The organism is Pseudomonas sp. B26(2017) (assembly GCF_002113045.1).
GTDB lineage: Bacteria > Pseudomonadota > Gammaproteobacteria > Pseudomonadales > Pseudomonadaceae > Aquipseudomonas.
In genome coordinates this window covers 79,621-103,568 of sequence record NZ_NEJJ01000012.1, presented here as the reverse complement: position 1 = coordinate 103,568, position 23,948 = coordinate 79,621, and the positions used below count along the sequence as shown (strand labels likewise).

The window sequence follows — 23,948 nt, the reverse complement described above, 5'->3', positions numbered from 1 at the left end:
ACCAGCAAAGGCCCTGAGACTGCTCACACCGATGAGCGGCACCCGTGATGGAAACAGTATGAACTGGACCTGGTTTCACAAGCTCGGCTCGCCCAAGTGGTTCTACGGCATCAGCAGCAAGTTCCTGCCGTGGCTGAGCATTGCAGCGTTGCTGCTGATCGCTGTCGGCGTCGTCTGGGGCCTGGCCTTCGCGCCGCCGGACTATCAGCAAGGCAACAGCTTTCGCATCATCTATATCCACGTACCCGCAGCGATGCTCGCTCAGTCGATCTACGTGATGCTGGCGGTGTGCGGTGTGGTCGGGCTGGTGTGGAAGATGAAACTGGCCGACGTCGCCCTGCAATGCGCCGCGCCGATCGGCGCGTGGATGACCGCCGTGGCGCTGGTCACCGGGGCGATCTGGGGCAAGCCGACCTGGGGTTCGTGGTGGGTCTGGGACGCGCGGCTGACCTCGATGCTGATTCTGCTGTTTCTGTATTTCGGCGTGATCGCGCTGGGCAACGCCATTAGCAATCGCGACAGCGCCGCCAAGGCCTGCGCGGTGCTGGCCATCGTCGGTGTGATCAACATTCCGATCATCAAATACTCGGTGGAGTGGTGGAACACCCTGCACCAGGGCGCGACCTTCACCCTCACCGAAAAACCGGCGATGCCCGTCGAGATGTGGCTACCGCTGTTGCTGACGGTGCTGGGGTTCTACTGTTTCTTCGGCGCCGTGCTGTTGCTGCGCATGCGCCTTGAAGTACTCAAGCGCGAAGCCCGCGCCAGTTGGGTGAAAGAAGAAGTGCAGAACAGCCTGGAGGCCGCTCGATGAGTTTCGCGTCATTCGGCGACTTCCTCGCCATGGGCCATCACGGCCTGTATGTCTGGTCGGCCTACGGCATCTGTCTGGCGGTACTGATCCTCAACGTGGCGGCGCCGATCGCGGCCCGCAAGCGTTATCTGCAACAAGAGGCGCGTCGTCTGCGCCGGGAGAACGGCAAGTGAATCCGCTGCGCAAAAAACGCTTGATCATCATCCTGGCAATTCTGGTCGGGGTCGGCGCTGCCGTCGGCCTGGCCCTGAGCGCCCTGCAGCAGAACATCAACCTGTTTTACACCCCGACCCAGATCGCCAACGGCGAAGCGCCGCAGGACACCCGCATCCGCGCCGGCGGCATGGTCGAGAAAGGTTCGCTGCAACGTTCCCCTGATTCGCTGGACGTCAAATTCGTGGTCACCGACTTCAACAAGTCCGTGACCATTACTTATCGCGGGATCCTCCCGGACCTGTTTCGCGAAGGGCAGGGCATTGTGGCGCTCGGCAAGCTCAACGCCGATGGCGTGGTGGTTGCCGATGAAGTACTGGCCAAGCACGACGAGAAATACATGCCGCCGGAAGTGACCAAAGCCCTGAAGGACAGCGGTCAATCCGCGCCAACCCCTGCGAAGGAGGGTTGATCGATGACATCCACCATTTTCATTCCCGAGCTTGGCCATCTGGCCATGATTCTCGCGCTGTGTTTTGCGCTGGTGCAGGCCGTGGTGCCGTTGCTCGGTGCCTGGCGCGGTGATCGTCTGTGGATGGGCCTCGCTCAACCGGCAGCGTGGGGCCAATTCGCATTTTTGCTGTTCGCCTTCGGCGTCCTGACCTACGCGTTCATGACCGACGATTTCTCCGTGGCTTATGTCGCGATGAATTCCAACAGCGCGCTGCCGTGGTACTACAAGTTCAGCGCGGTGTGGGGTGCCCACGAAGGTTCGTTGCTGCTGTGGGCGTTGATCCTCGGCGGCTGGACCTTCGCCGTGTCGGTGTTCTCCCGACAGTTGCCGCAAGTCATGCTCGCGCGCGTGCTGGCGGTGATGGGCATGATCAGCACCGGTTTCCTGTTGTTCCTGATCCTCACGTCGAACCCGTTCTCGCGGATCCTGCCGCAGATTCCGGCCGACGGTCGTGACCTCAATCCGTTGCTGCAGGACATCGGCCTGATCGTGCATCCGCCGATGCTGTACATGGGTTATGTCGGGTTCTCGGTGGCCTTCGCCTTCGCCATCGCCGCACTGCTGGGCGGTCGCCTCGATGCGGCGTGGGCACGCTGGTCGCGTCCGTGGACCATCGTTGCCTGGGCCTTCCTGGGTATCGGCATCACCCTGGGTTCGTGGTGGGCTTATTACGAACTCGGTTGGGGGGGCTGGTGGTTCTGGGACCCGGTGGAAAACGCCTCCTTCATGCCATGGCTGGTGGGCACTGCGCTGATTCACTCGTTGGCGGTCACCGAGAAACGTGGTGTGTTCAAGAGCTGGACGGTGTTGCTGGCGATTGCCGCGTTTTCCCTGAGCCTGCTCGGCACCTTCCTTGTGCGTTCCGGGGTACTGACGTCGGTGCATGCGTTTGCCTCCGATCCCGCGCGCGGCGTGTTCATCCTGATTTTCCTGCTGTTCGTGGTCGGTGGTTCGCTGACCCTCTTTGCCTTGCGCGCTCCGGTGGTCAAGAGCCAGGTCGGCTTCAATCTGTGGTCGCGGGAAACCCTGCTGCTGGGCAACAACCTGGTGCTGGTGGTGGCTGCCTCGATGATCCTGCTCGGCACGTTGTATCCGCTGATCCTCGATGCCATCAGCGGCGCCAAGCTGTCGGTCGGCCCACCGTACTTCAATGCACTGTTCATACCGTTGATGGCGTTGCTGATGGTGGTGATGGCGGTCGGCGTGATCGTGCGCTGGAAAGACACCCCGGTGAAATGGCTGGCCAACATGTTGACCCCGGTGCTGTTGGGCAGCGTCGCTCTGGCGGTCGTTGCCGGTATTGCCTATGGCGATTTCAACTGGGCGGTGATCGCAACCTTCCTGCTGGCGGCCTGGGTGTTGCTGGCCGGCGTGCGCGACATCTTCGACAAGACGCGCCACAAAGGCCTGATCAAAGGCCTGCCGACCCTGACCCGCAGTTACTGGGGCATGCAACTCGCCCACCTCGGTATCGCCGTCTGCGCGCTGGGCGTGGTGTTGTCGAGCCAGAACAGTGCCGAACGTGACCTGCGTCTGGCGCCGGGCGAGTCGATGGACCTGGCCGGTTATCAGTTCGTGTTCGAAGGCGCCAAACATTTCGAAGGCCCGAATTTCACCTCCGACAAGGGCACCATCCGGGTGATCCGCGATGGCCGTGAAGTCAGCGTGCTGCACCCGGAAAAACGCCTGTACACCGTGCAGAGTTCGATGATGACCGAAGCCGGGATCGACGCCGGCTTCACCCGCGACCTCTATGTCGCGCTGGGTGAACCACTGGGCGACGGTGCCTGGGCGGTGCGGGTGCATGTGAAGCCGTTCGTACGCTGGATCTGGTTCGGCGGTCTGCTGACCGGCCTGGGCGGGCTGCTGGCGGCGCTGGACCGGCGTTACCGAGTCAAGGTCAAAGCCAAAGTGCGTGAAGCGCTGGGCATGGAAGGAGCCGCTGCATGAGACGTTGGTTGATGCTGGTGCCACTGGCGATTTTCTTGCTGGTGGCGGTATTTCTTTATCGCGGTCTGTACCTGGATCCGGCGGAGCTGCCGTCGGCGATGATCGGCAAACCGTTCCCGGAGTTTTCCCTGCCGGCGGTGCAGGGCGACAAGACCCTGACCAAGGCTGACATCCTCGGCAAACCGGCGCTGGTCAACGTCTGGGGCACCTGGTGCATTTCCTGCCGGGTCGAGCACCCGGTGCTGAACAAACTCGCCGAGCGCGGCGTGGTGATCTACGGCATCAACTACAAGGACACCAACGCCGATGCGCTGAAGTGGCTGGCCGAGTTCCACAATCCGTATCAACTCGACATCCGCGATGACGAAGGCTCCCTGGGCCTGAACCTCGGTGTCTACGGCGCGCCGGAAACCTTCTTCATCGACGCCAAGGGCATCATCCGCGACAAGTACGTCGGCGTGATCGACGAGCAGGTCTGGCGGGAAAAGCTGGCGGCCAAATATCAGGCGCTGGTCGATGAGGCCAAGCCATGAAGCGCTTTTTAGCTGCCATGGTGCTGGGCTTGAGCCTGGCCGGTGTGGCCCACGCCGCTATCGACACCTACGAGTTTGCCAAAGAAGGCGATCGCGAGCGTTTTCGCGAACTGACCAAGGAGCTGCGCTGCCCCAAATGCCAGAACCAGGACATCGCCGATTCCAATGCGCCGATTGCCGCCGACCTGCGCAAAGAGATTTTCCGCATGCTCGGCGAGGGCAAGGACAATCAGCAGATCATCGACTTCATGGTCGACCGCTATGGTGATTTCGTCCGCTACAAGCCGGCGCTCAATGCCAAGACCGCGTTGCTCTGGTTCGGCCCGGCCGGTTTGTTGCTGGGCGGGTTCGTGGTGATTGCCGTGATCGTCCGCCGCCGTCGCGGGCAACGCGCCGAGACGCCGCAATCGCTGTCCCCTGAAGAGCGTCAGCGCCTCGACCAACTGTTGGATAAAAACCAAGAATGATTGATTTCTGGCTTGCCGCAGGGCTGTTGCTTCTGGTCGCCCTGAGTTTTCTGCTGATCCCCGTTCTACGCGAACGTCGCGCCCAGCGTGAAGAGGATCGAACCGCTCTCAACGTCGCCCTGTATCAGGAACGCGTCGCCGAACTGCAATCGCAGCAGGCCGAAGGCGTTCTCGATGCCGCGCAAATGGACAGCGGCCGTGCCGAAGCGGCCCGTGAATTGTTGGCCGATACCGAAGGTGTGGCGCCGGCGCGGGTGTCGCGTTTGGGCAAGCCACTGCCATTGTTGGCGGCTGTGCTGGTGCCGGTGCTGGGCCTCGGTCTGTACCTGCATTTTGGCGCGAGCGACAAGGTCGAGCTGACCCGGGAATTCGCCCAGGCGCCACAGTCGATGGAAGAGATGACTCAGCGTCTGGAGCGCGCAGTCGCCGCGCAACCGGATTCCGCTGAAGGTGTGTATTTCCTCGGTCGCACCTACATGGCCCAGGATCGTCCGGCGGACGCGGCGAAGATGTTCGAGCGCGCCGTCAATCTCGCCGGTCGTCAACCGGAGCTGCTGGGTCAGTGGGCGCAGGCCCAGTACTTTGCCGACAACAAGAAATGGTCGGACAAGGTGCAGGCGCTGACCGATGAAGCGCTGAAAGCCGATCCGAAGGAAGTCACCAGCCTCGGCCTGCTGGGCATCGCCGCGTTCGAAGGCGAGCGCTATCAGGAAGCGATCGACTACTGGAACCGTCTGCTGGCGCAACTGCCGCCGCAGGACAAATCCCGCGAGGCCCTGCAGGGCGGCATCGCCCGCGCCACCGAAAAACTGCAGGCCAGCGGCGGCAAGGTTGCCCAGGCGCCGGCGGCGAAAGCGGCGGCGCTGTTGAAAGTGCGGGTGGATCTGGCCAGCGAGTTGAAAGGCAAGGTGCAACCGGGCGACAGCGTGTTCATTTTTGCCCGCGCCACCTCGGGCCCGCCGGCGCCGCTGGCGGCCAAGCGCCTGACCGTCGCCGATCTGCCGGTGACCGTCGAACTGGGCGATGCCGACGCGATGATGCCGCAATTGAAACTGTCGAACTTCCCCGAAGTCCAACTGGTTGCGCGCATCTCCCGTGCCGGTCAGCCGACCGCCGGTGAGTGGGTCGGTCGCAGCGGGCCTCTGGCCAGCAGTACCACCGCGCCACAGACACTGACCATCGACAGCCCGGACAAATAGCCGGAACCAACAGGAACGCACCGCCATGAACGCCATCGCCCGAATCACAGTCCTCACACTGGCCCTGGGCTTGAGCGCATGTGCGGTGCAACGACCGGAGCCGAGCACCAGGCTGCCGCCGATCCCGCCGTCACAACCCAGCCCGACCCCGTCGACCAGCCCGACGCCGAGCAAACCGGGGATTCCGGCCAAGCCCGCCAAACCCGTCCCGCGCACCTCCGCCAGCTTCGCCCCGCCACCGGGCGGCAACAGCCACTGGGACCAGAAGCTGGGCGTGTATGTGCTCGACGACCAGACCAACACCTTCTACCGCCAGCGCACCTACTATCGCTGGAACAACGGCTGGAGCCGCTCGATCAGCCCCAACGGCCCGTGGGAAGAAACCAACATCCACGGCGTACCGGCGGGACTGGGCAAACAGTTCGGGGAGTAATGAAAAACGGCGATCTTTGGATCGCCGTTTTGCTGTCTGGGGTGATGAACAATGCCTCACTCGTATCCAGTCCTTACCGCCTGAGCTTTCTTTGCGAGAAGCGCCATCGCCTGCTCGCCGGGCCACTGCATCAATCACATGCTGCAAAACAACCGAACGTCGTGCTGTGAATTTCTGTGCTTGAGTAAAGATAACTCTAGGGTTGCTTTTGTTAAGCCGAAGCAAGGAGGCGGTTGGTGCAGAGCAGGCTATTGATCAAGGAGCTGGAGGAGGCAGGCTGGACGCTGGACCGGATAACCGGCAGTCACCACATCTTCACGCACCGTTACAACCCATACACGATTCCCGTCCCTCATCCGAAAAGGATTTGCCGGTCGGGACGGTCAAGAGCATCAGAAGGCGTGCCGGGTTGTACAACCCGCCAGCCAGTGACACAGGAGATTCGTAATGCAATACCCAATCTGCATCGAGTGGGGTGACGAGAACACCGCCATCGGGATTCAGATCCCTGACATTCCCGGCGCGGTAACCGCCGGGGATACGTTTGAGGATGCCTACAACGCGGCCGTCGAGATTGCCCATATCATGCTGCAGGAGATCGCGGCTGATGGCGACTCGATCCCGATGCCGACTTCGGCGGCCGCCCATCGCAACAATCCGGAATTTGCCGACATGGGTTGGGGCATGCTGGAGCTGGATATTTCGCCGTACATGGGCAAGACCGAAAAGGTCAATGTGACGTTGCCCGGCTATGTCATCCAGCGCATTGACCGCTACGTGCGTGAACACAACGTCAAAAGCCGTTCCTCTTTTTTGGCAGATGCCGCCATGGAAAAACTGGTCCGGCATTGAGCCTCGAGCACTGTCGGATCAGCGATCCGGCAGTGCTTTTCAGCTTCTAGGCAGTTGCCAGAACAGGCTTTTGCGAAGCACTCAAAAACCGCACCAGCGCCAGCAGCGGAAACGCACTGCCAACAATCACGATCCACAACCAGCCGCCATGCTCGTACACCGCACTCGCCACCGAGGAGCCGAAGGCGCCGCCGACGAAGATGCTGGTCATGTACAGCGCATTGAGGCGGCCGCGGCTTTTGGCGTCGAGGGAGTAGACCGCGCGCTGGCCGAGCACCATGTTCATCTGTACGCAGAAGTCGAGCACCACGCCGGTCACGGCCAGGCCGATCACGCTGTAGGCCGGATGGATGAAGGCGGGCAGGAAGCTCAGGCTGGCGAACAGCATGGCCAGCAGTGAGGCGATGCGGGTGTGGCCGGCGTCGGCCAGGCGTCCGCTGATCGGCGCTGCGATGGCACCAATGGCGCCGACCAGGGCGAAGATCGCGATTTCACTCTGGGACAGGCCATGGTTGCGTGCCAGTTCCAGCGGCACGGCGGTCCAGAACAGGCTGAACGTGGCGAACATGCAGGCCTGGTAAAACGCCCGCTGACGCAGCACCGGTTGCTTGCGCAGCAGCGTCCACAGCGATCCGAGCAACTGACCATAAGAAGCACTGTGATCCGGCTGGCGCTTGGGCACGGTCAACAACAGCACCACGCTGATTGCTGCCATCAAGGCTGCTGCAATCATGAACATCGCCCGCCAGCCGAGATGGTCGGCGACCACGCTCGACACCGGACGTGCCAGCAGAATCCCCAGCAACAGACCGCCCATGATCCCGCCGACCACCCGGCCACGGGATTCCTCCGGCGCCAGATGCGCTGCCAGTGGAATCAGCACCTGCACCGACACCGAGCTGAAACCTACCAGCAACGAAATCAGCAGGAACACATTCGGTTGATCGGTAAACGCCGCACCCAGCAGGCTGGCAATCGCCACCACGGTGGTGATGATCATCAGACGGCGGTTTTCCAACAGGTCGGCCAGCGGCACCAGGAAAAACAGGCCCAGCGCATAGCCGATCTGGGTCAGCGACACGATGAAACTGGCCATGGTGTCGGTCAGGCCGATGTCCGGCGCGATCAGGCCGATGATCGGCTGGGCGTAGTAGATGTTGGCAACGATGGCGCCGCAGCAGAAAGCGAACAGCAGCACCATGCCTCGGGTCATTGCGTGAGTTGTGGCGGTCATAGGGTTCTCGATCCAGCGAAAAGGAATGCGGTGAGGCTAAGGGACGGGCCGAGCCGGCAGTAGAGGCTTCTGATCGATATCAGTTATTCCGTTGCGGAACAGGTGGCGCCGAGCAATCCATTGTTCATCGGCGAACCTTGCGTCCGACCGTTGAGTGGCGATGATACATTCACTTACATCTTGTTCGATAGCGTGCTTATGTTGTGACCGGGTTTCAACGTTCATCAACGGAGGATTGCGATGTTTCGTCAGTTGCTTCGCCACACCAAAACCATTGCCCTGATCACTCTGCTCGGCGTCACTGCCGCACAGGCCGCCGAAGCGCCGGGGATGCGCATGGGCGTGCGCGGCGAGATCACCGGGGTCAGCCCCGACTCGCTCAAGGTTCACGTCACCAGCGGTGAAAACGTGGTGGTCCGGTTGACCCCGGACACCAAGGTCCGCGCGGTCACTCTGGCCAATATCGAAGACATCAGGCCCGGCAGCTACATCGGTTCGGCCGCCATTCCCCAGGAGGATGGCACGCTCAAGGCGCTCGAGGTTCACGTCTTCCCACCGGAGCTGGCCGGTAGCGGCGATGGCCATCGGCCGTTCGATCTCGCCAAGGGCAGCAGCATGACCAACGGCAGCGTCGGCGATCTGGTGGTCAGCAACGGCCGGGTGCTGACCGTCAATTACAAGGGCGGCCAGCAGAAGATCCTGGTGCCGGAGGATGTGCCGATCGTCAACCTGACGCCGGGCGATCGCAGCCTGCTCAAGGTCGGGGTGAAGATCGTCACTTTCGTGACCCAGAGCGCGGACGGCACGTTGACTGCGCAATCGATCTCGGCGGGCAAGGATGGCGTCAAGCCGCCTATGTAGCCGCAGACAAAAAAGGCGACCTCTTCAGGTCGCCTTTTTCATGTCAGCTCACGCCTTACTGGCCGTTGTAGATCTGGTCGAAGATCCCGCCGTCGTTGAAGTGGGTCTTCTGCACGGTGCGCCAGTCGCCGAAGGTCTTCTCGACCGACAGAAAGTCGACTTTCGGGAAACGGTCGGTGTACTTGGCCAGTACCGCCGGGTCACGTGGACGCAGGTAGTTGGCGGCGGCGATTTCCTGGCCTTCCGGCGACCACAGGAACTTCAGGTATTCCTCTGCCGCGGCGCGCGAGCCTTTCTTCTCGACGACTTTGTCGACTACCGACACCGGCGGCTCGGCTTCGGCGGAGACGCTCGGGTAGATGACTTCGAACTGGTCGCGGCCGAATTCGCGGGCGATCATTTCCGCTTCGTTTTCGAAGGTCACCAGTACGTCGCCGATCTGGTTGGTCATGAACGTGGTGGTCGCGGCGCGGCCACCGGTGTCCAGTACCGGCGCTTGCTTGAACAGCTTGCCGACGAAGTCTTTGGCCTTGTTCTCGTCACCGCCGTTCTTCAGCACGTAGCCCCAGGCCGACAGGTAGGTGTAGCGGCCGTTGCCCGAGGTTTTCGGGTTCGGCACGATCACTTGCACGCCGTCCTTGAGCAGGTCCGGCCAGTCTTTCAGGGCTTTCGGGTTGCCCTTGCGGACGATGAACACGGTGGCCGAGGTGAACGGTGCGCTGTTGTTCGGCAGGCGGGTGACCCAGTCCTTCGGCACCAGTTGACCGTTGTCGGCCAGGGCGTTGATGTCGGTGGCCATGTTCATGGTGATGACGTCAGCCGGCAGGCCGTCGATCACCGAACGGGCTTGTTTGCTCGAACCGCCAAAAGACATCTGCACGGTGATGTTCTCTTTGTGCTCGGCTTGCCAGTGTTTCTGGAACGCAGTGTTGTAGTCCTTGTAGAAATCGCGCATCACGTCGTAGGAAACGTTAAGCAGAGTCGGTGCGGCCTGAGCCACGCTGCCGAAGGCGAGACCAGCGGCGAGAAGTGAGGCGCCAAAGAGTTTTTTCACTGCGCATTCCTTGTTCTGTAGGGGGTGTTTTTTACAAAGATGAGGCCATTTGCCAGCGACTATAGCGGGGCACGCATAGTCGTTTAAAGATTAAAAAGAACTTTGCTTATTCCATTTTTTTGAATAACGGATTACCGCACCGCGAACAGAATGCGGCGCTGCTTTCATGGCTCTTTTTTTGGCAAACCGGGCAGTCGTGTTGCAACTGTTCACCACGCATCGCATTGGCCAGTTCAGCGGTGAAGATTCCGGTGGGCACAGCGATGATCGAGTAACCGGTGATCATCACCAGCGATGAAATCACCTGCCCCAATGGCGTCTTCGGCACGATGTCACCGAAACCGACGGTGGTCAGGGTCACGATAGCCCAATAGATACCCTTGGGGATGCTGGTGAAACCGTGCTCCGGGCCTTCGATCACGTACATCAAGGTGCCGAAGACCGTTACGAGTGTGCAGACGCTCACCAGAAACACCACAATCTTCTGCTTGCTGCCGCGCAGCGCCGACATCAGGTAGTTGGCTTGTTTGAGGTAGGGACTGAGTTTGAGGACTCGGAAAATTCGCAGCATCCGGATGATCCGGATAATCAGCAGGTACTGCGCATCGCTGTAGTAGAGCGCGAGGATGCCCGGCACGATCGCCAGCAGGTCCACCAGTCCATAAAAACTGAATGCATAGCGCAGAGGTTTGGGCGAGCAGTACAGACGCAGAATGTACTCGCCGGCAAAGATGATGGTGAACCCCCACTCGATATATGCCAGCACGTCGGCGTAATTGCGGTGAACGCTGTCGATGCTGTCGAGCATCACGATCACCAGGCTGGCAAGAATGATCAGCAGCAGGATGCCGTCAAAACGTCGCCCGGCGGGGGTGTCGCTCTGGAAAATCATGACGTAAAGCTGTTCACGCCAGTGCTTGTTACTGTCCATGGATAACGCCTGAATCAAAGATCAGCGCAGCCTAGGTTGATTCTCCCCGTCAGCGCAAGGCGCGACGTTGATCTGCGGTTGGTGCATCAGGCGAATGCCGGTGCGCAGCAACCAGCAGGCGAGAATGAACGGTGCCGTGAGAGTCGCCAGACCCAGGGCACTGAACAGCGGCGTCAGCAGCAGCGCCAGACCAATGCCCAACAGCGGCAGCCAGGGTTGCTGGCGCTGGGCGCTGAAGGCGAGGGCGGCGAGCACAGCGTTGTAACCCCCCAGGCCCAACAGCGCGACCTGGCCGTCGTGGTGCAACAGGCTGGAACCCAGGCCGATCGCCGACGCCAGCAACGCCCAGGCAAAGGCCCGGCGATCGGCGATCAGCAAACCGGCGGCGATCAATCCACCGGCCAACGGATGGTCGAGGAACATCACCTGACCGAAGCTTTTCAGCGCGGCGCCGAGCAGGTTCGCGGTATTCATTTCAAGCGCCGGAGCTGGCGTCGAAGGCTCGGCGAAACACAGGAACACCCAGCTCAACAATACGAACGGCGCAGTGTAAGCGGGCAGGTACTCGGTGAGGCGTGCGCGTTTGAGCCACTGCTGCGTGATCATCGCGCTCAGGCCACCGGCCGCCAGAATCAGCGGTGGCAGCATCGGCGACCAGGGGAAATACAGGCTCAGCAAAAGACCGACCAGCACGCCGTTGTAGCTGAACAGTCCGGCCTGACGATCAGCCTTGGCGTAGTTGCGCCGTTGCGCGGTGAGCAACCCGGCGACCGCGCCGAGCAGCGCGCCGGCAAACAGCACCGGCGCGGTGAATAGAATGGCCAAAAGGCACAGCAGGCCACACAGCGGATGACGCTGGAGGAAGATCTGACTGAAACCGTTGAGCAAAGCCTCGGCCCAGTCGGGGCAGTGGGTGTTGAAATGATTGGCAGGCATGGCAGGTCATTCGGTACTGATCGTTCCCACGTCGAGGCGTCGAACCGTCTGCGTGGGAATGCCTCAAAGGACGCTCTGCGTCTGCTCTTGGGACGCAGAGCGTCCCGGGCCGCATTCCCACGCGGAGCGTGGGAACGATCTTGGTCAGTGGTTAAATCAACGTTTCGATCCGCAGCGAATTAGTCGACCCCGGCTGCCCGAACGGCACACCCGCGGTGATCAGCAACGTATCGCCACGCTCGGCCATTCCTTGAGCCTGAGCGATTTCCAGCGCGGTCGAGCACACTTCATCCACCTGACGCAGGCGATCATTGACCACCGAGTGAATGCCCCACGCCACGCTCAAGCGGCGGGCGGTCTGCAGGTTCGGCGTCAGGTTGAGGATCGGCGCTTTCGGCCGTTCCCGCGCCGCCCGCAGACTGGATGTGCCGGACTCGCTGTAGTTGACCAGCACCGCCACCGGCAGCACGTTGCTGATGCGGCGGATCGCGCAACTGATCGCATCGGAAACAGTCGCTTCGGCTTTCGGCCGGCTGACGTCGAGTTGGGTCTGGTAATCCGGACCGTTCTCGACCTGGCGGATGATCTTGCTCATCATCTGCACGGCTTCCAGCGGGTACTCGCCGGACGCCGTTTCTGCCGACAGCATCACCGCATCGGCGCCTTCGGCCACGGCGTTGGCCACGTCGGTGACTTCGGCGCGGGTCGGGGCCGGGGAGAAGCGCATCGACTCAAGCATCTGCGTCGCCACCACCACCGGTTTGCCGAGCTGACGGCAGGTGGTGATGATGTTTTTCTGGATCTGCGGCACGCTCTCGGCCGGCACCTCCACGCCCAGGTCACCGCGAGCCACCATGATCGCGTCGCTCAGTTCGGCGATCTCGCGCAGTTGCTCGACGGCCGACGGCTTCTCGATTTTTGCCATCAGGAACGCCTTGTCGCCGATCAAGGCGCGGGCTTCGCGGATGTCTTCAGGACGTTGCACGAACGACAGCGCGACCCAGTCCACACCCAGCTCCAGACCAAAGCTCAGGTCGCGACGATCCTTGGTGGTCAGCGGGCTCAGGTCGAGCACCGCTTGCGGCACGTTCACGCCTTTGCGGTCCGACAGCTCGCCGCCGTTGAGCACGGTGGTGTCGATCGCATCGCTGTATTTGGTGACGACCCGCAGACGCAGTTTGCCGTCATCGAGCAGCAGGTCCATCCCGGCTTCCAGTGCCGCGATGATCTCCGGATGCGGCAGATTCACCCGGCGTTCGTCGCCCGGTGTCGCGTCCAGATCGAGGCGGAAGGCCTGACCGCGATGCAACTGAACCTTGCCGTCAGCGAACTTGCCGACCCGCAGTTTCGGCCCTTGCAGATCCATCAGGATGCCGAGCGGATAGTTGAGCTGGCGCTCGACTTCGCGGATCCACTGATAGCGCTTGGCGTGGTCGGCGTGATCGCCGTGGCTGAAGTTGAGGCGGAAGATGTTGACCCCGGCCTCGACCAGCTCGCGGATGTCTTCGATGCCGTCGACGGCAGGCCCGAGGGTGGCGAGGATTTTGACCTTTTTGTCAGGCGTCATGATTTGGAACTCTCGAGGATCAGAATGGCGCGGAAGTCGTTGACATTGGTGCGGGTCGGCTCGGTGACGATCAGCGCATCGAGCGCCGCGAAGTAACCGTAACCGTTGTTGTTATCCAGCTCGTCGCTGGCGCTCAGACCCAGGGCGGCGGCGCGGGCGTAGCTGTCCGGGGTCATGATCGCGCCGGCGTTGTCTTCCGAGCCATCGATGCCGTCGGTGTCACCGGCCAGCGCATAGACGCCGGGCTGGCCCTTGAGGCTGTCGGTGAGGCTGAGGAGGAATTCGGCGTTGCGTCCGCCACGGCCATTGCCGCGCACGGTCACGGTGGTTTCGCCGCCGGACAGGATCACGCACGGCGCTGCCAATGGCTGGCCGTGATGAATGATCTGGCGTGCGATGCCGGCATGGACTTTCGCCACTTCGCGGGATTCGCCTTCCAGGTCGCCAAGGATCAGCGTGCTGAAACCGGCCTGACGGCATTTCACCGCCGCCGCATCGAGCGATTGCTGAGGGCGGGCGATCAGCTGGAAGTGACTGCGGGCCAGGCTCGGATCGCCGGGTTTGACGGTTTCCGATTCCGGGCTTTGCAGCCAGGTGCGCACGGAGGCCGGAATCTCGATGCCGTAGCGCTTGATGATCGCCAGCGCTTCGGCGCTGGTGCTCGGGTCGGCCACGGTCGGGCCGGAGGCGATGACCGTGGCGAGGTCGCCCGGTACATCGGAAATCGCGTAGGTATAAACAGTCGCCGGCCAGCAGGCTTTGCCCAGCCGTCCGCCCTTGATCGCCGAGAGGTGCTTGCGCACGCAGTTCATCTCGCCGATGGTCGCGCCGGATTTGAGCAGGGCTTTGTTGATCGACTGCTTGTCGGCCAGGGTGATGCCTTCGGCCGGCAGCGCCAGCAGGGCAGAGCCACCGCCGGACAACAGGAAGATCACGCGGTCGTCTTCGGTCAGGTTGCTGACCAGTTCCAGCACCCGTTTGGCCACGGCCAGACCGGCAGCGTCCGGCACCGGGTGCGCGGCTTCGACCACTTCGATTTTTTCGCACGGGGCGCCGTGACCGTAACGGGTCACCACAAGGCCCGAGACTTCACCTTCCCAGCAGCGCTCGACCACTTGCGCCATGGCAGCGGCAGCCTTGCCGGCGCCGATGACAATCACGCGACCTGTGCGATCGGCCGGCAGATGAGCTTCGAGGACCTGGTTCGGATGGGCCGCGTCGATGGCTGTGGCAAACAGCTCGCGCAGCAGGTGTTGCGGATCGACCGACATGGCGGGCTCCCATTCTTATTGTTCTTGGTTAGTGCGGGTGATCGTTCCCACGCTCTGCGTGGGAATGCCTCAATGGACGCTCTGCGTCCGCTTCGGCAGGGACGCGGAGCGTCCCGGGCTGCGTTCCCACGCAAAGCGTGGGAACGAGCGACGGGGCAGGCTTACTTCTTGTCGCGAATCGAGAAGTTGGCCATGTGTTCCAGGCCCTTGATCAGCGCCGAGTGGTCCCAGTTGCTGCCACCGATGGCCGCGCAGGTGCTGAACACTTGCTGGGCGTTGGCGGTGTTTGGCAGATTGATGCTCAGCTCCCTGGCGCCTTGCAGGGCCAGGTTCAGGTCCTTCTGGTGCAGGCTGATGCGGAAGCCCGGATCGAAGGTGCCCTTGATCATGCGCTCGCCGTGCACTTCGAGGATCTTCGAAGAGGCGAAACCGCCCATCAGCGCTTCACGCACCTTGGCCGGATCGGCACCGTTTTTCGAAGCGAACAGCAGGGCTTCGGCGACGGCCTGAATGTTCAACGCAACGATGATCTGGTTCGCCACTTTCGCGGTCTGACCGTCGCCATTGCCACCGACCAGAGTGATGTTCTTGCCCATGGCCTGGAACAGCGGCAGTGCGCGTTCGAAGGCATCGGCGTCGCCACCGACCATGATGCTCAGGGTCGCAGCCTTGGCGCCGACTTCACCACCGGACACCGGGGCGTCGAGGTATTGCGCGCCTTTCTCGTTGATCTTCGCGGCGAAAGCCTTGGTGGCGGTCGGCGAGATCGAGCTCATGTCGATCACGACCTTGCCTTTGCCGATGCCGGCCGCTACGCCGTCGGCGCGGAACAGCACGTCTTCGACCTGCGGGGTATCCGGCACCATGACGATGATGAATTCGGCTTCCTGGGCCACTTCTTTCGGGTTGGCCAGAGCGACCGCGCCAGCGGCGACCAGGTCGTCAGGGGCCGCGTCGTGGTGCGCCGACAGGAACAGGCTGTGACCGGCTTTCTGCAGGTTCGCCGCCATTGGGTGGCCCATGATGCCGGTGCCGATGAATCCGATTTTAGCCATGAGAAAATCCTCTTGTTTTTGTCTTGCTCAAGCAAATAGGGGGTCAGATCGCGTTGTGGGTCTTCAGCCAGCCGAGGCCTGCTTCAGTGGTGGTCAGCGGTTTGTACTCGCAGCCGACCCAGCCCTGATAACCGATGCGATCGAGGTGTTCGAACAGGAAGCGGTAGTTGATCTCGCCAGTGCCCGGCTCGTTGCGGCCCGGGTTGTCGGCCAACTGCACATGGTTGATCTCGGCCAGATGCGATTGCAGGGTGCGGGCCAGATCGCCTTCCATGATTTGCATGTGATAGATGTCGTATTGCAGGAACAGATTGGCGCTGCCGACCTGCTCGCGAATCGACAGGGCCTGCGCCGTGTTGTTCAGGTAGAAACCCGGGATGTCGCGGGTGTTGATCGCTTCCATCACCAGTTTGATGCCGACGGCTTGCAGCTTTTCGGCGGCGTACTTGAGGTTGGCGACGAAGGTCTTTTCAACGGTGGCATCGTCCACGCCCTGCGGACGGATACCTGCCAGGCAGTTGACCTGGGTATTGCCCAGGACCTGTGCGTAGGCGATGGCCAGATCGACCCCGGCGCGGAACTCTTCGACCCGGTCCGGCAGGCACGCGATACCGCGCTCGCCCTTGGCCCAGTCACCCGCCGGCAGGTTGAACAGCACTTGGGTCAGACCGTTGGCGTCGAGTTTGGCCTTGATCTCGGCAGAGCTGAAATCGTACGGGAACAGGTACTCGACACCGCTGAAGCCGGCCTTGGCGGCGGCATCGAAACGGGCAAGGAAATCCTGTTCGGTGAACAGCATGGACAGGTTGGCTGCGAAACGCGGCATGGTGGTCTCCCGTTCTAGATTCTCGTTCCCACGCTCTGCGTGGGAATGCCTCTATGGACGCTCTGCGTCCGCTTTGGGACGCGGAGCGTCCCTGGCTGCATTCCCACGCAAAGCGTGGGAACGATCAAGCAAAAGCAATCAATCGAGCAACGAAATCGCGGTAGGCGCATCGTTGCCGACCAGTGCCAGGTCTTCGAATTCGTTGACGGCGTTGATCTCGGTACCCATGGAGATGTTGGTCACACGCTCCAGAATGATCTCGACGATCACCGGCACCTTGAACTCTTCGATCAGCTCTTCGGCCTTGCGCAGGGCAGGGGCGATGTCAGCCGGTTCGAACACACGCAGTGCCTTGCAGCCCAGACCTTCGGCGACTGCGACGTGGTCGACACCGTAACCGTTGAGTTCCGGCGCGTTCAGGTTATCGAAGGACAGCTGCACGCAGTAGTCCATTTCGAACCCGCGCTGGGCCTGACGGATCAGCCCCAGGTACGAGTTGTTCACCACGACGTGGATGTACGGCAGATTGAACTGAGCGCCGACCGCCAGTTCTTCGATCATGAACTGGAAGTCATAGTCCCCCGACAGGGCCACGACTTTCCGGTTCGGATCGGCCTTCACCACACCCAGCGCTGCCGGAATGGTCCAGCCCAACGGGCCGGCCTGGCCGCAGTTGATCCAGTGACGCGGCTTGTAGACGTGCAGGAACTGCGCGCCGGCAATCTGCGACAGACCAATGGTGCTGACGTAGCAGGTGTCTTTGCCGAACACCTGGTTCATTTCTTCGTAAACGCGCTGCGGTTTGACCGGCACGTTGTCGAAGTGGGTCTTGCGTTGCAGGCTGGACTTGCGCTGCTGGCAGTCCTGCAGCCATGCGCTGCGGTTTTTCAACTTGCCGGCGGCTTGCCATTCACGGGCGACTTCGATGAACACGGTCAGCGCGGCAGCGGCGTCGGACACGATGCCCAGGTCCGGGGTGAACACGCGGCCGATCTGGGTCGGTTCGATGTCGACGTGAATGAACTTGCGGCCTTCGGTGTAAACGTCGACCGAACCGGTGTGACGGTTGGCCCAGCGGTTGCCGACGCCCAGTACCACATCGGATTTGAGCAGGGTGGCGTTGCCGTAGCGGTGCGAAGTCTGCAGACCGACCATGCCGACCATCAGCGGGTGATCGTCCGGGATGGTGCCCCAGCCCATCAGGGTCGGGATGACTGGAATACCTGTCAGCTCGGCGAACTCGACCAGCAGCTCGCTGGCGTCAGCGTTGATGATGCCGCCACCGGCGACCAGCAACGGACGTTCGGCCTGATCCAGCATCGCCAGGGCTTTTTCGACTTGCACGCGGGTCGCGCTCGGCTTGGCCAGCGGCAGTGGCTGGTAGGCGTCGATGTCGAATTCGATTTCAGCCATCTGCACGTCGAACGGCAGGTCAATCAGCACCGGGCCCGGACGGCCGGAACGCATTTCATAGAAGGCTTTCTGGAAGGCGTAAGGCACTTGGCCCGGCTCCAGAACAGTGGTCGCCCACTTGGTCACCGGCTTGACGATGCTGGTGATGTCGACGGCCTGGAAGTCTTCCTTGTGCATACGGGCGCGGGGTGCCTGGCCGGTAATGCAGAGGATCGGGATCGAGTCCGCGGAGGCGCTGTACAGACCGGTGACCATGTCGGTACCGGCCGGGCCGGAAGTGCCGATGCACACGCCGATGTTGCCGGCCTTGGTGCGGGTGTAGCCCTCGGCCATGTGCGAGGCGCCTTCAACGTGGCGAGCGAGGACGTGATCGATGCCACCGACTTTCTTCAGGGCGGAATACAGCGGGTTGATCGCAGCACCCGGAATGCCAAAAGCGGTATCGACCCCTTCACGGCGCATCACCAGAACGGCGGCTTCGATTGCTCTCATTTTGCTCATGGTTTTGTGCCTCTTTACGTTTTGTAATTGTATACAAGTGGCTTTGCGCAGAGTGTATTCACGGCGGACGGCGCAGGTCAATCCATTTTCTCAAGCACCTGTTTCATTCGTCGGAAGCCGATTCTGCTGTGGCTTTTCGTCGCATGAGGCGCTTTTCGGCGATTATTGTATACAAAAAAATAATTCATTGTGTTCTATTTGTTGCATCGGGCTGCGGCACAAACGCGCAGCACAAACACGCAGCCCAACGACTTTCCCAATAACAAAATGAGGACGGCACCATGAGCGCTTTAACCTTGAAAGTCGCAGTCAAGCTGGTCAACGAAGCGATCAGTGCAGGGCGGGCCATCTCCGCCGCGCCGCTGACCATCGCGGTACTGGATACCGGCGGCCATCTGGTCACCCTGCAACGCGAAGACGGCGCCAGCCTGCTGCGTCCGAACATCGCCATCGGCAAAGCCTGGGGCGCCATCGCCCTGGGCAAGGGCTCACGCCTGCTGGCGCTGGACGCGCAACAACGCCCGGCGTTCATCGCCGCGCTCAACAGCATGGGACAGGGCAGTGTCGTGCCGGCACCGGGCGGTGTGCTGATTCGTGATCAGGCGGGCAACGTGCTGGGTGCGATCGGCATCAGCGGCGATCTGTCGGACATCGATGAGCAGGTCGCGATCAAGGCCGTAGAGGCCCTGGACCTGCGGGCGGATGCGGGGGTGGCTGCGTGATTTGCGGCGTTTGAACTGACGCCATCGCTGACTGGCTCGCTCCCCATTGATTCGAAGTGTCGGACACAAAATGTCTAACACTGCGAGCCCACTGTGGGAGCGAGCTTGCTCGCGAAGGCGATTCAACAGACACATCCTGCCAAAGTCATCCGCAGTCTAATTCTGTTCGCGGATCTAACCTTTCAAATCTTCTATTGAAAGGGCAACGGAATGCCGAAATCATCAGCCTCACATCGACTGCGCTTGGGGCGTTATGACGAACCCAATCGCATTTATCTGCTGACTGCCAATACGTTGAGACGTGCTCCTTTTTTCAGGGGCTACATGTTGGGTAGATTGGTCGCAGATCAGTTTCAAAGTGCTCAGGAGCAAGGCTTGGTTGATTCATTGGCCTGGGTGGTCATGCCTGATCACTTGCACTGGTTGATCAATCTGAAGCAGGGATCGCTCCGTGAGCTGATGCAGAAAACCAAATCCTTGAGTGCGCGGGCTGTGAATCTAAGCGCCGGGAGAAGCGGAAGTATTTGGCAGCCGGGGTTTCATGATCATGCGCTGCGTCGGGACGAGGATTTGGTGAAAATGGCCTGGTATGTGGTGGCCAACCCATTGCGGGCCGGTTTGGTGAAAAAGCTGGCTCAGTACCCGTTGTGGGATGCGGTCTGGGCCTGTCGGTAAGACTGAGTCGCCCCGTTCGCGAGCAAGCTCGCTCCCACAGAAGATTTGTGAACGCCACAGATCCAGTGTGGGAGCGAGCTTGCTCGCGAAGGGGGCACCGCAGTCTTTCAGTCCGGCTCGCAGCCCTTGAGCACCAACCGGATGATGGTTTGTGCTGCCGCTTCATAGTCGGCTTCGTCGAGCTTTTCCTTGCCGGTCACTGCGGAGATCTGCCAGTCGAAGTCGGCGTAGGTCTGGGTCGCGGCCCAGATGCTGAACATCAGGTGGTTGGGGTCGATCGGGGCGATCTGGCCGCGCTCGATCCAGGTCTGGATGCAGTCGATGTTGTGCTTGGCCTGGCCGTTGAGCTGCTCGACCAGGTCGGCGCTCAGGTGCGGGGCGCCGTGCATGATTTCGCTGGCGAACACCTTGGAGGCGAAAGGCAGGTCGCGGGAGATGCGGATCTTCGAGCGAATGTAGCCGCTCAGTACTTCGCTCGGTACGCCGTCCGGGTTGAACGGGGTCGAGGCCTGCAGGATCGGCACGATGATACTTTCCAGTACCTCGCGGTAGAGGTTTTCCTTGGACTTGAAGTAGTAATAGACGTTGGGCTTGGGCAGTCCTGCCTTGGCGGCGATGTCGCTGGTTTTGGTCGCAGCGAAGCCCTTGTCGGCAAACTCTTCACTGGCTGCACGCAGGATCAGTTCTTTGTTGCGCTCGCGGATTGTGCTCATAAACCCGGTGGTTCCTTGCCTGTTCTGGCGGTTGCGCATGGTAGCACCGGCCTCGCGCGGCGCTCAACAATGCCCCGTGTGGCCTGCAGTCGCGGTATGCTGCGCGGCATTATTCACATAAGGAAACAAGATTCATGGCAGGAAGCAGTTTGCTGGTGCTGATCGACGACATCGCCACCGTTCTGGACGACGTTGCGTTGATGACCAAAATGGCTGCCAAGAAAACCGCCGGCGTGCTCGGCGACGACTTGGCGCTCAATGCCCAGCAGGTCTCCGGCGTACGCGCGGAGCGGGAAATCCCGGTGGTCTGGGCGGTGGCCAAGGGCTCATTCGTCAACAAGCTGATCCTGGTGCCGTCGGCGCTGGCGATCAGCGCGTTCGTGCCGTGGCTGGTGACGCCGCTGTTGATGGTCGGTGGCGCCTACCTGTGTTTCGAAGGTTTCGAAAAACTCGCGCACACGTTTCTGCACAGCAAGGCTGAAGACGAGGCCGAGCACGCCCAGTTGGTCGAAGCCGTTGCTGATCCGGCAACCGATCTGGTGGCCTACGAGAAAGACAAGATCAAGGGCGCGATCCGCACCGACTTCATCCTCTCGGCGGAAATCATCGCCATCACCCTCGGTACCGTGGCCGATGCTTCGCTGACCCAGCAAGTGATCGTGATGTCGGGCATCGCCATCGTCATGACCGTGGGTGTTTACGGTCTGGTGGCCGGTATCGTCAAGCTCGATGACCTCGGCCTGTGGCTGACGCAGAAGCCCGGCGCTGCGGCGAAGCGTATCGGTAACGCTATCCTGCGTGCCGCACCTTACATGATGAAAGGCCTGTCGGTTATCGGCACCGCAGCGATGTTCCTGGTCGGTGGCGGCATTCTGACCCACGGCGTACCGGTGGTGCATCACTGGATCGAAAGCGTCGGCGCAGCGGCCGGTGGCGCCGGGTTTGTGGTGCCGATGCTGTTGAACGGCGTGGCGGGGATCATCGCGGGTGCGGTGGTGCTGGCGGGCGTGTCCGTGATCGGCAAAGTCTGGAAAGCCCTGAAGGGTTGAATCCCGAGGCAAACAAAAAGGCCATTCGACTCGCATCGAATGGCCTTTTTTTGTAGCTGGCGTTTTTACTCGGCGATCTGCAACTTGCGCGACTCGGTGTAGACGTAGCGCACCTTCTCGTACTCGAACGGTGAGTTCAGCTGACCGTAGCGGAAGCTGGTCTGGTAACGCTTGTCGACCGCGCGCAATGCCCAGACTTCCGGATGGTTGGAGCTGACTTCCGAAACATTGAGAAAGTTGATCGCGGACTCGGCTGAGAAATCCACCGCAAGGCCGGCGGTATCGCGCAGGTTCGACGGGCCGAGAATCGGCAGCACGAAATAGGCGCCGCCCGGTACGCCGTAGAAGCCCAGGGTCTGACCGAAGTCTTCGTTCTGGCGCGGCAGGCCCATGGCGGTGGCCGGGTCCCAGAGCCCGGCGATGCCGATGGTGGTGTTGAGCAGCAGGCGCGCGGTGGTTTCCATCGAGCGTTTGCCCTTGAACTGCAACAGGCTGTTGACCAGATTCGGCACGTCGCCAAGGTTGTTGAAGAAGTTGCTCACGCCGGTGCGCACGAAGCTCGGGGTGATGTAGCGATAGCCATCGACCACCGGCAGGAACACCCATTGGTCGAAGCGGTAGTTGAAGTGGTAGACGCGCCGGTTCCACTCTTCCAGCGGGTCGTAGACGTTCAGCGCGCTGAGGGTCGAGCGCTCGAACTCGCGCTGATCCAGCCCCGGGTTGAACTTGAGTTTGGACAGCGGCTCCTTGAAGCCGTCGCTGTCGATGACCACCGGTGCATTGGCTTTGCTGTTGTCGGCCTGGGCCATACCTGCACTGAGGAGCGCTGCAATCAGCAGGAGATATTTAGCCACGGAAGAACTCCAGCATGGCGTCGCTGTTGACGCGATAGTTAAGGTTGCCGCAATGGCCGCCCAGTGGGTAAACGGTCAGGCGATCACCGAAGGTCCGACGCAGGAAACCGAGATCGCCCGGACCGAGGATCACGTCGTCGGCGTTGTGCATGACGGCGATTTTCGGGCTGTCGTGCAGGTAATCCTTCAATGCGTACAGGCTCACCTGATCGATCAGTTGCAGCAGGCTGCCGCCGTCGGTGCGGGCGCGCCACATCGGGATCACCTGTTCGGTGAGGTAGCAGTCGAAGTCACATTGCAGCGCACGCTTGAGGAACGGCGTGAGGCTGGTGCCTTCGGTGATCGGGAATTTCGGCGGGGTGATCAGGCCACGGCGGTTGATCAGGTCCGAAGTGAACGCGATGTCCGCCGCCGAGAAGCGGAACGAGGTGCCGATCAGCATCGCCATCTGCTCGTTGCTCAGATGCTGCTTGGACTGCTGGAAGTCGTAGAGCAACGCATCGTTGAGGTCGATGTAGCCTTTTTGCTGGAAGTAGCGGGTCAGTTTGCTCAGCACCAGTTCATAGAAGGTGGTGCTGTTGTTGATGCCCTTGACCTCGGTCTGCACCAGCTTGTCGAGGTTGGTGATCGAGGTATAGAGGTTGACCGGTGGATTGAGCAGCAGGACTTTCTTGAAGTTGAAGCTGCGACGGGTTTCATCCAGATGGGCAACGAACGCTGCGTCCAGTGCGCCGAGGCTGTAGCCGCTGAGGTAATAGTCGGTGACCGGCAGTTTCGGGTTCTGCGCCCGCACGGCCTGCATCACCCGATACATGTCTTCGGCGTCTTCCTTGGTCACGCCGGGGGTGGCGAAACGCGAGGCGGCGCTCATGAAGTCGAAGCTGGTCGGCGACGACAGCTGCACGACGTGGTAGCCGGCCTTGTAATAAAGCTTCTTCAGGTATTCGTTGAGCGTGCTGTCGTAGCGCGCGCCAGTGCCGGCGATCAGGAAGATCAGCGGCGCGGCCTTGTCCTGGGTGGCGATGCGATAGGTCAGTTTTTTCACCGGCCAGAAATTGTCCGGCAGGATGAATTCGCGCTCGGGGCGCAGGGTGACGCTGCGATCGGTCTGATCGATGTCGTCGTCCAGTGGCAGTTCAGGGCGCAAGTCCGGCGGCGTGGTGGCGATGGTCGCCTCGAACGGATTGGTCAGGGGATAGCCATAGCTGGCGGCGTCGATATCCACCGCCAGCGCGGACGCACTCAGAATAAGGCCGCCAAACAGGGCGGCGAAGCGCAAGGAACGGAGCATGACTGGATCCCTTAGAGGAAGGTGCCGAATGAAGTTCGCAGGCTATGACCACCGGGTTTGCGCCAAAGTGCCATGCCACG

The 23,948-nt window shown here is 61.4% G+C and carries 26 protein-coding genes and 1 pseudogene; 15 read left to right on the top strand and 12 right to left on the bottom strand.

Features of this window, described 5'->3' with window-relative positions:
• Positions 1-58 precede the first annotated feature (58 nt).
• The 11 genes and pseudogenes from CAF79_RS18830 (at position 59) to CAF79_RS18785 (ending at position 6,915) form a co-directional block, all read left to right on the top strand.
• A complete protein-coding gene (locus CAF79_RS18830) occupies positions 59-814 on the top strand; it encodes a heme ABC transporter permease (protein WP_085699421.1) in 756 nt (251 codons plus the stop codon).
• The gene (gene ccmD / locus CAF79_RS18825) at positions 811-987 is read left to right on the top strand and encodes a heme exporter protein CcmD (RefSeq protein WP_011333085.1); all 177 of its coding nucleotides are present in this window, start codon (positions 811-813) and stop codon (positions 985-987) included. The genes CAF79_RS18830 and ccmD overlap by 4 nt, the downstream gene beginning before the upstream one ends.
• The gene (ccmE, locus tag CAF79_RS18820) at positions 984-1,439 is read left to right on the top strand and encodes a cytochrome c maturation protein CcmE (protein WP_085699419.1); all 456 of its coding nucleotides are present in this window, start codon (positions 984-986) and stop codon (positions 1,437-1,439) included. The genes ccmD and ccmE overlap by 4 nt, the downstream gene beginning before the upstream one ends.
• Before the next feature lie 3 nt (positions 1,440-1,442).
• The gene (locus CAF79_RS18815; RefSeq protein ID WP_085699416.1) at positions 1,443-3,431 is read left to right on the top strand and encodes a heme lyase CcmF/NrfE family subunit; all 1,989 of its coding nucleotides are present in this window, start codon (positions 1,443-1,445) and stop codon (positions 3,429-3,431) included.
• Positions 3,428-3,964: a DsbE family thiol:disulfide interchange protein gene (locus CAF79_RS18810; RefSeq protein ID WP_011333088.1), complete on the top strand. Its 537-nt coding sequence runs from the start codon at positions 3,428-3,430 to the stop codon at positions 3,962-3,964. Before CAF79_RS18815 ends, CAF79_RS18810 begins: the two co-directional genes overlap by 4 nt.
• A complete protein-coding gene (locus tag CAF79_RS18805) occupies positions 3,961-4,431 on the top strand; it encodes a cytochrome c-type biogenesis protein (protein WP_011333089.1) in 471 nt (156 codons plus the stop codon). The genes CAF79_RS18810 and CAF79_RS18805 overlap by 4 nt, the downstream gene beginning before the upstream one ends.
• Positions 4,428-5,630 (top strand): c-type cytochrome biogenesis protein CcmI, encoded by a 1,203-nt coding sequence (gene ccmI, locus CAF79_RS18800; RefSeq protein ID WP_085699414.1) that lies wholly within the window; start codon positions 4,428-4,430, stop codon positions 5,628-5,630. The genes CAF79_RS18805 and ccmI overlap by 4 nt, the downstream gene beginning before the upstream one ends.
• A gap of 25 nt (positions 5,631-5,655) precedes the next feature.
• Positions 5,656-6,063, top strand: coding sequence for a hypothetical protein (locus CAF79_RS18795; protein ID WP_085682968.1), 408 nt, complete (start codon positions 5,656-5,658; stop codon positions 6,061-6,063).
• Entirely contained in the window at positions 6,063-6,233 is a 171-nt protein-coding gene (locus CAF79_RS29190; protein WP_170929746.1) for a hypothetical protein, read from the top strand. The genes CAF79_RS18795 and CAF79_RS29190 overlap by 1 nt, the downstream gene beginning before the upstream one ends.
• A gap of 66 nt (positions 6,234-6,299) precedes the next feature.
• Positions 6,300-6,511 (top strand): annotated as a pseudogene (locus CAF79_RS18790) (type II toxin-antitoxin system HicA family toxin).
• On the top strand, positions 6,511-6,915 hold the full coding sequence (locus tag CAF79_RS18785; RefSeq protein WP_085699412.1) for a type II toxin-antitoxin system HicB family antitoxin: 405 nt from the start codon (positions 6,511-6,513) through the stop codon (positions 6,913-6,915). The pseudogene CAF79_RS18790 and the gene CAF79_RS18785 overlap by 1 nt, the downstream one beginning before the upstream one ends.
• Before the next feature lie 46 nt (positions 6,916-6,961).
• On the opposite strand, the gene CAF79_RS18780 is transcribed toward CAF79_RS18785, so the two are convergent.
• A complete protein-coding gene (locus tag CAF79_RS18780; protein ID WP_085699410.1) occupies positions 6,962-8,149 on the bottom strand; it encodes an MFS transporter in 1,188 nt (395 codons plus the stop codon).
• A gap of 240 nt (positions 8,150-8,389) precedes the next feature.
• Here CAF79_RS18780 and CAF79_RS18775 point away from each other — a divergent pair, with 240 nt between their 5' ends.
• Positions 8,390-9,010, top strand: a complete 621-nt coding sequence (locus CAF79_RS18775) for a DUF5666 domain-containing protein (RefSeq protein ID WP_085699408.1) — start codon at positions 8,390-8,392, stop codon at positions 9,008-9,010.
• 55 nt (positions 9,011-9,065) lie between these two features.
• Here CAF79_RS18775 and CAF79_RS18770 read toward each other — a convergent pair whose 3' ends face one another.
• The 8 genes from CAF79_RS18770 to gcl all read right to left on the bottom strand — a co-directional run bounded on the left by CAF79_RS18770 (position 9,066) and on the right by gcl (position 18,564).
• A complete protein-coding gene (locus CAF79_RS18770; protein ID WP_085699406.1) occupies positions 9,066-10,064 on the bottom strand; it encodes a sulfate ABC transporter substrate-binding protein in 999 nt (332 codons plus the stop codon).
• 106 nt (positions 10,065-10,170) lie between these two features.
• Positions 10,171-10,995, bottom strand: a complete 825-nt coding sequence (locus CAF79_RS18765) for an ion transporter (protein WP_064378643.1) — start codon at positions 10,993-10,995, stop codon at positions 10,171-10,173.
• A 21-nt stretch (positions 10,996-11,016) separates the two neighbouring features.
• On the bottom strand, positions 11,017-11,931 hold the full coding sequence (locus tag CAF79_RS18760) for an urea transporter (RefSeq protein ID WP_085699404.1): 915 nt from the start codon (positions 11,929-11,931) through the stop codon (positions 11,017-11,019).
• A gap of 151 nt (positions 11,932-12,082) precedes the next feature.
• Positions 12,083-13,498, bottom strand: a complete 1,416-nt coding sequence (gene pyk / locus CAF79_RS18750; RefSeq protein ID WP_085699402.1) for a pyruvate kinase — start codon at positions 13,496-13,498, stop codon at positions 12,083-12,085.
• On the bottom strand, positions 13,495-14,769 hold the full coding sequence (locus tag CAF79_RS18745) for a glycerate kinase (RefSeq protein WP_085699400.1): 1,275 nt from the start codon (positions 14,767-14,769) through the stop codon (positions 13,495-13,497). Before CAF79_RS18745 ends, pyk begins: the two co-directional genes overlap by 4 nt.
• Before the next feature lie 161 nt (positions 14,770-14,930).
• Positions 14,931-15,824 (bottom strand): 2-hydroxy-3-oxopropionate reductase, encoded by an 894-nt coding sequence (locus CAF79_RS18740; protein WP_085699398.1) that lies wholly within the window; start codon positions 15,822-15,824, stop codon positions 14,931-14,933.
• Positions 15,825-15,867: 43 nt separating this feature from the next.
• Positions 15,868-16,650: a hydroxypyruvate isomerase gene (gene hyi, locus CAF79_RS18735; RefSeq protein WP_085699396.1), complete on the bottom strand. Its 783-nt coding sequence runs from the start codon at positions 16,648-16,650 to the stop codon at positions 15,868-15,870.
• Positions 16,651-16,788: 138 nt separating this feature from the next.
• Positions 16,789-18,564, bottom strand: coding sequence for a glyoxylate carboligase (gcl, locus tag CAF79_RS18730; protein WP_085699394.1), 1,776 nt, complete (start codon positions 18,562-18,564; stop codon positions 16,789-16,791).
• Between the two features lie 281 nt (positions 18,565-18,845).
• On the opposite strand from gcl, the gene CAF79_RS18725 reads away from it, so the two are divergent.
• Together CAF79_RS18725 and CAF79_RS18720 are read left to right on the top strand one after the other, a co-directional pair.
• Positions 18,846-19,286, top strand: a complete 441-nt coding sequence (locus CAF79_RS18725) for a heme-binding protein (protein WP_007959289.1) — start codon at positions 18,846-18,848, stop codon at positions 19,284-19,286.
• 210 nt (positions 19,287-19,496) lie between these two features.
• A complete protein-coding gene (locus CAF79_RS18720) occupies positions 19,497-19,961 on the top strand; it encodes a transposase (protein WP_085699392.1) in 465 nt (154 codons plus the stop codon).
• Between the two features lie 107 nt (positions 19,962-20,068).
• Here the strand turns inward: CAF79_RS18720 and CAF79_RS18715 are convergent, their stop codons facing one another.
• Positions 20,069-20,674: a TetR/AcrR family transcriptional regulator gene (locus CAF79_RS18715; protein ID WP_085699390.1), complete on the bottom strand. Its 606-nt coding sequence runs from the start codon at positions 20,672-20,674 to the stop codon at positions 20,069-20,071.
• Positions 20,675-20,808: 134 nt separating this feature from the next.
• Between CAF79_RS18715 and CAF79_RS18710 the strand changes: the two genes are divergently transcribed.
• Positions 20,809-21,723 (top strand): DUF808 domain-containing protein, encoded by a 915-nt coding sequence (locus tag CAF79_RS18710; protein ID WP_085699388.1) that lies wholly within the window; start codon positions 20,809-20,811, stop codon positions 21,721-21,723.
• Positions 21,724-21,788: 65 nt separating this feature from the next.
• On the opposite strand, the gene CAF79_RS18705 is transcribed toward CAF79_RS18710, so the two are convergent.
• Complete coding sequence (locus CAF79_RS18705) at positions 21,789-22,577, bottom strand: VacJ family lipoprotein (RefSeq protein ID WP_085699386.1); 789 nt, start codon at positions 22,575-22,577, stop codon at positions 21,789-21,791.
• Positions 22,570-23,868, bottom strand: coding sequence for a serine protein kinase PrkA (locus CAF79_RS18700; RefSeq protein ID WP_007959293.1), 1,299 nt, complete (start codon positions 23,866-23,868; stop codon positions 22,570-22,572). The genes CAF79_RS18705 and CAF79_RS18700 overlap by 8 nt, the downstream gene beginning before the upstream one ends.
• Positions 23,869-23,948 lie beyond the last annotated feature (80 nt).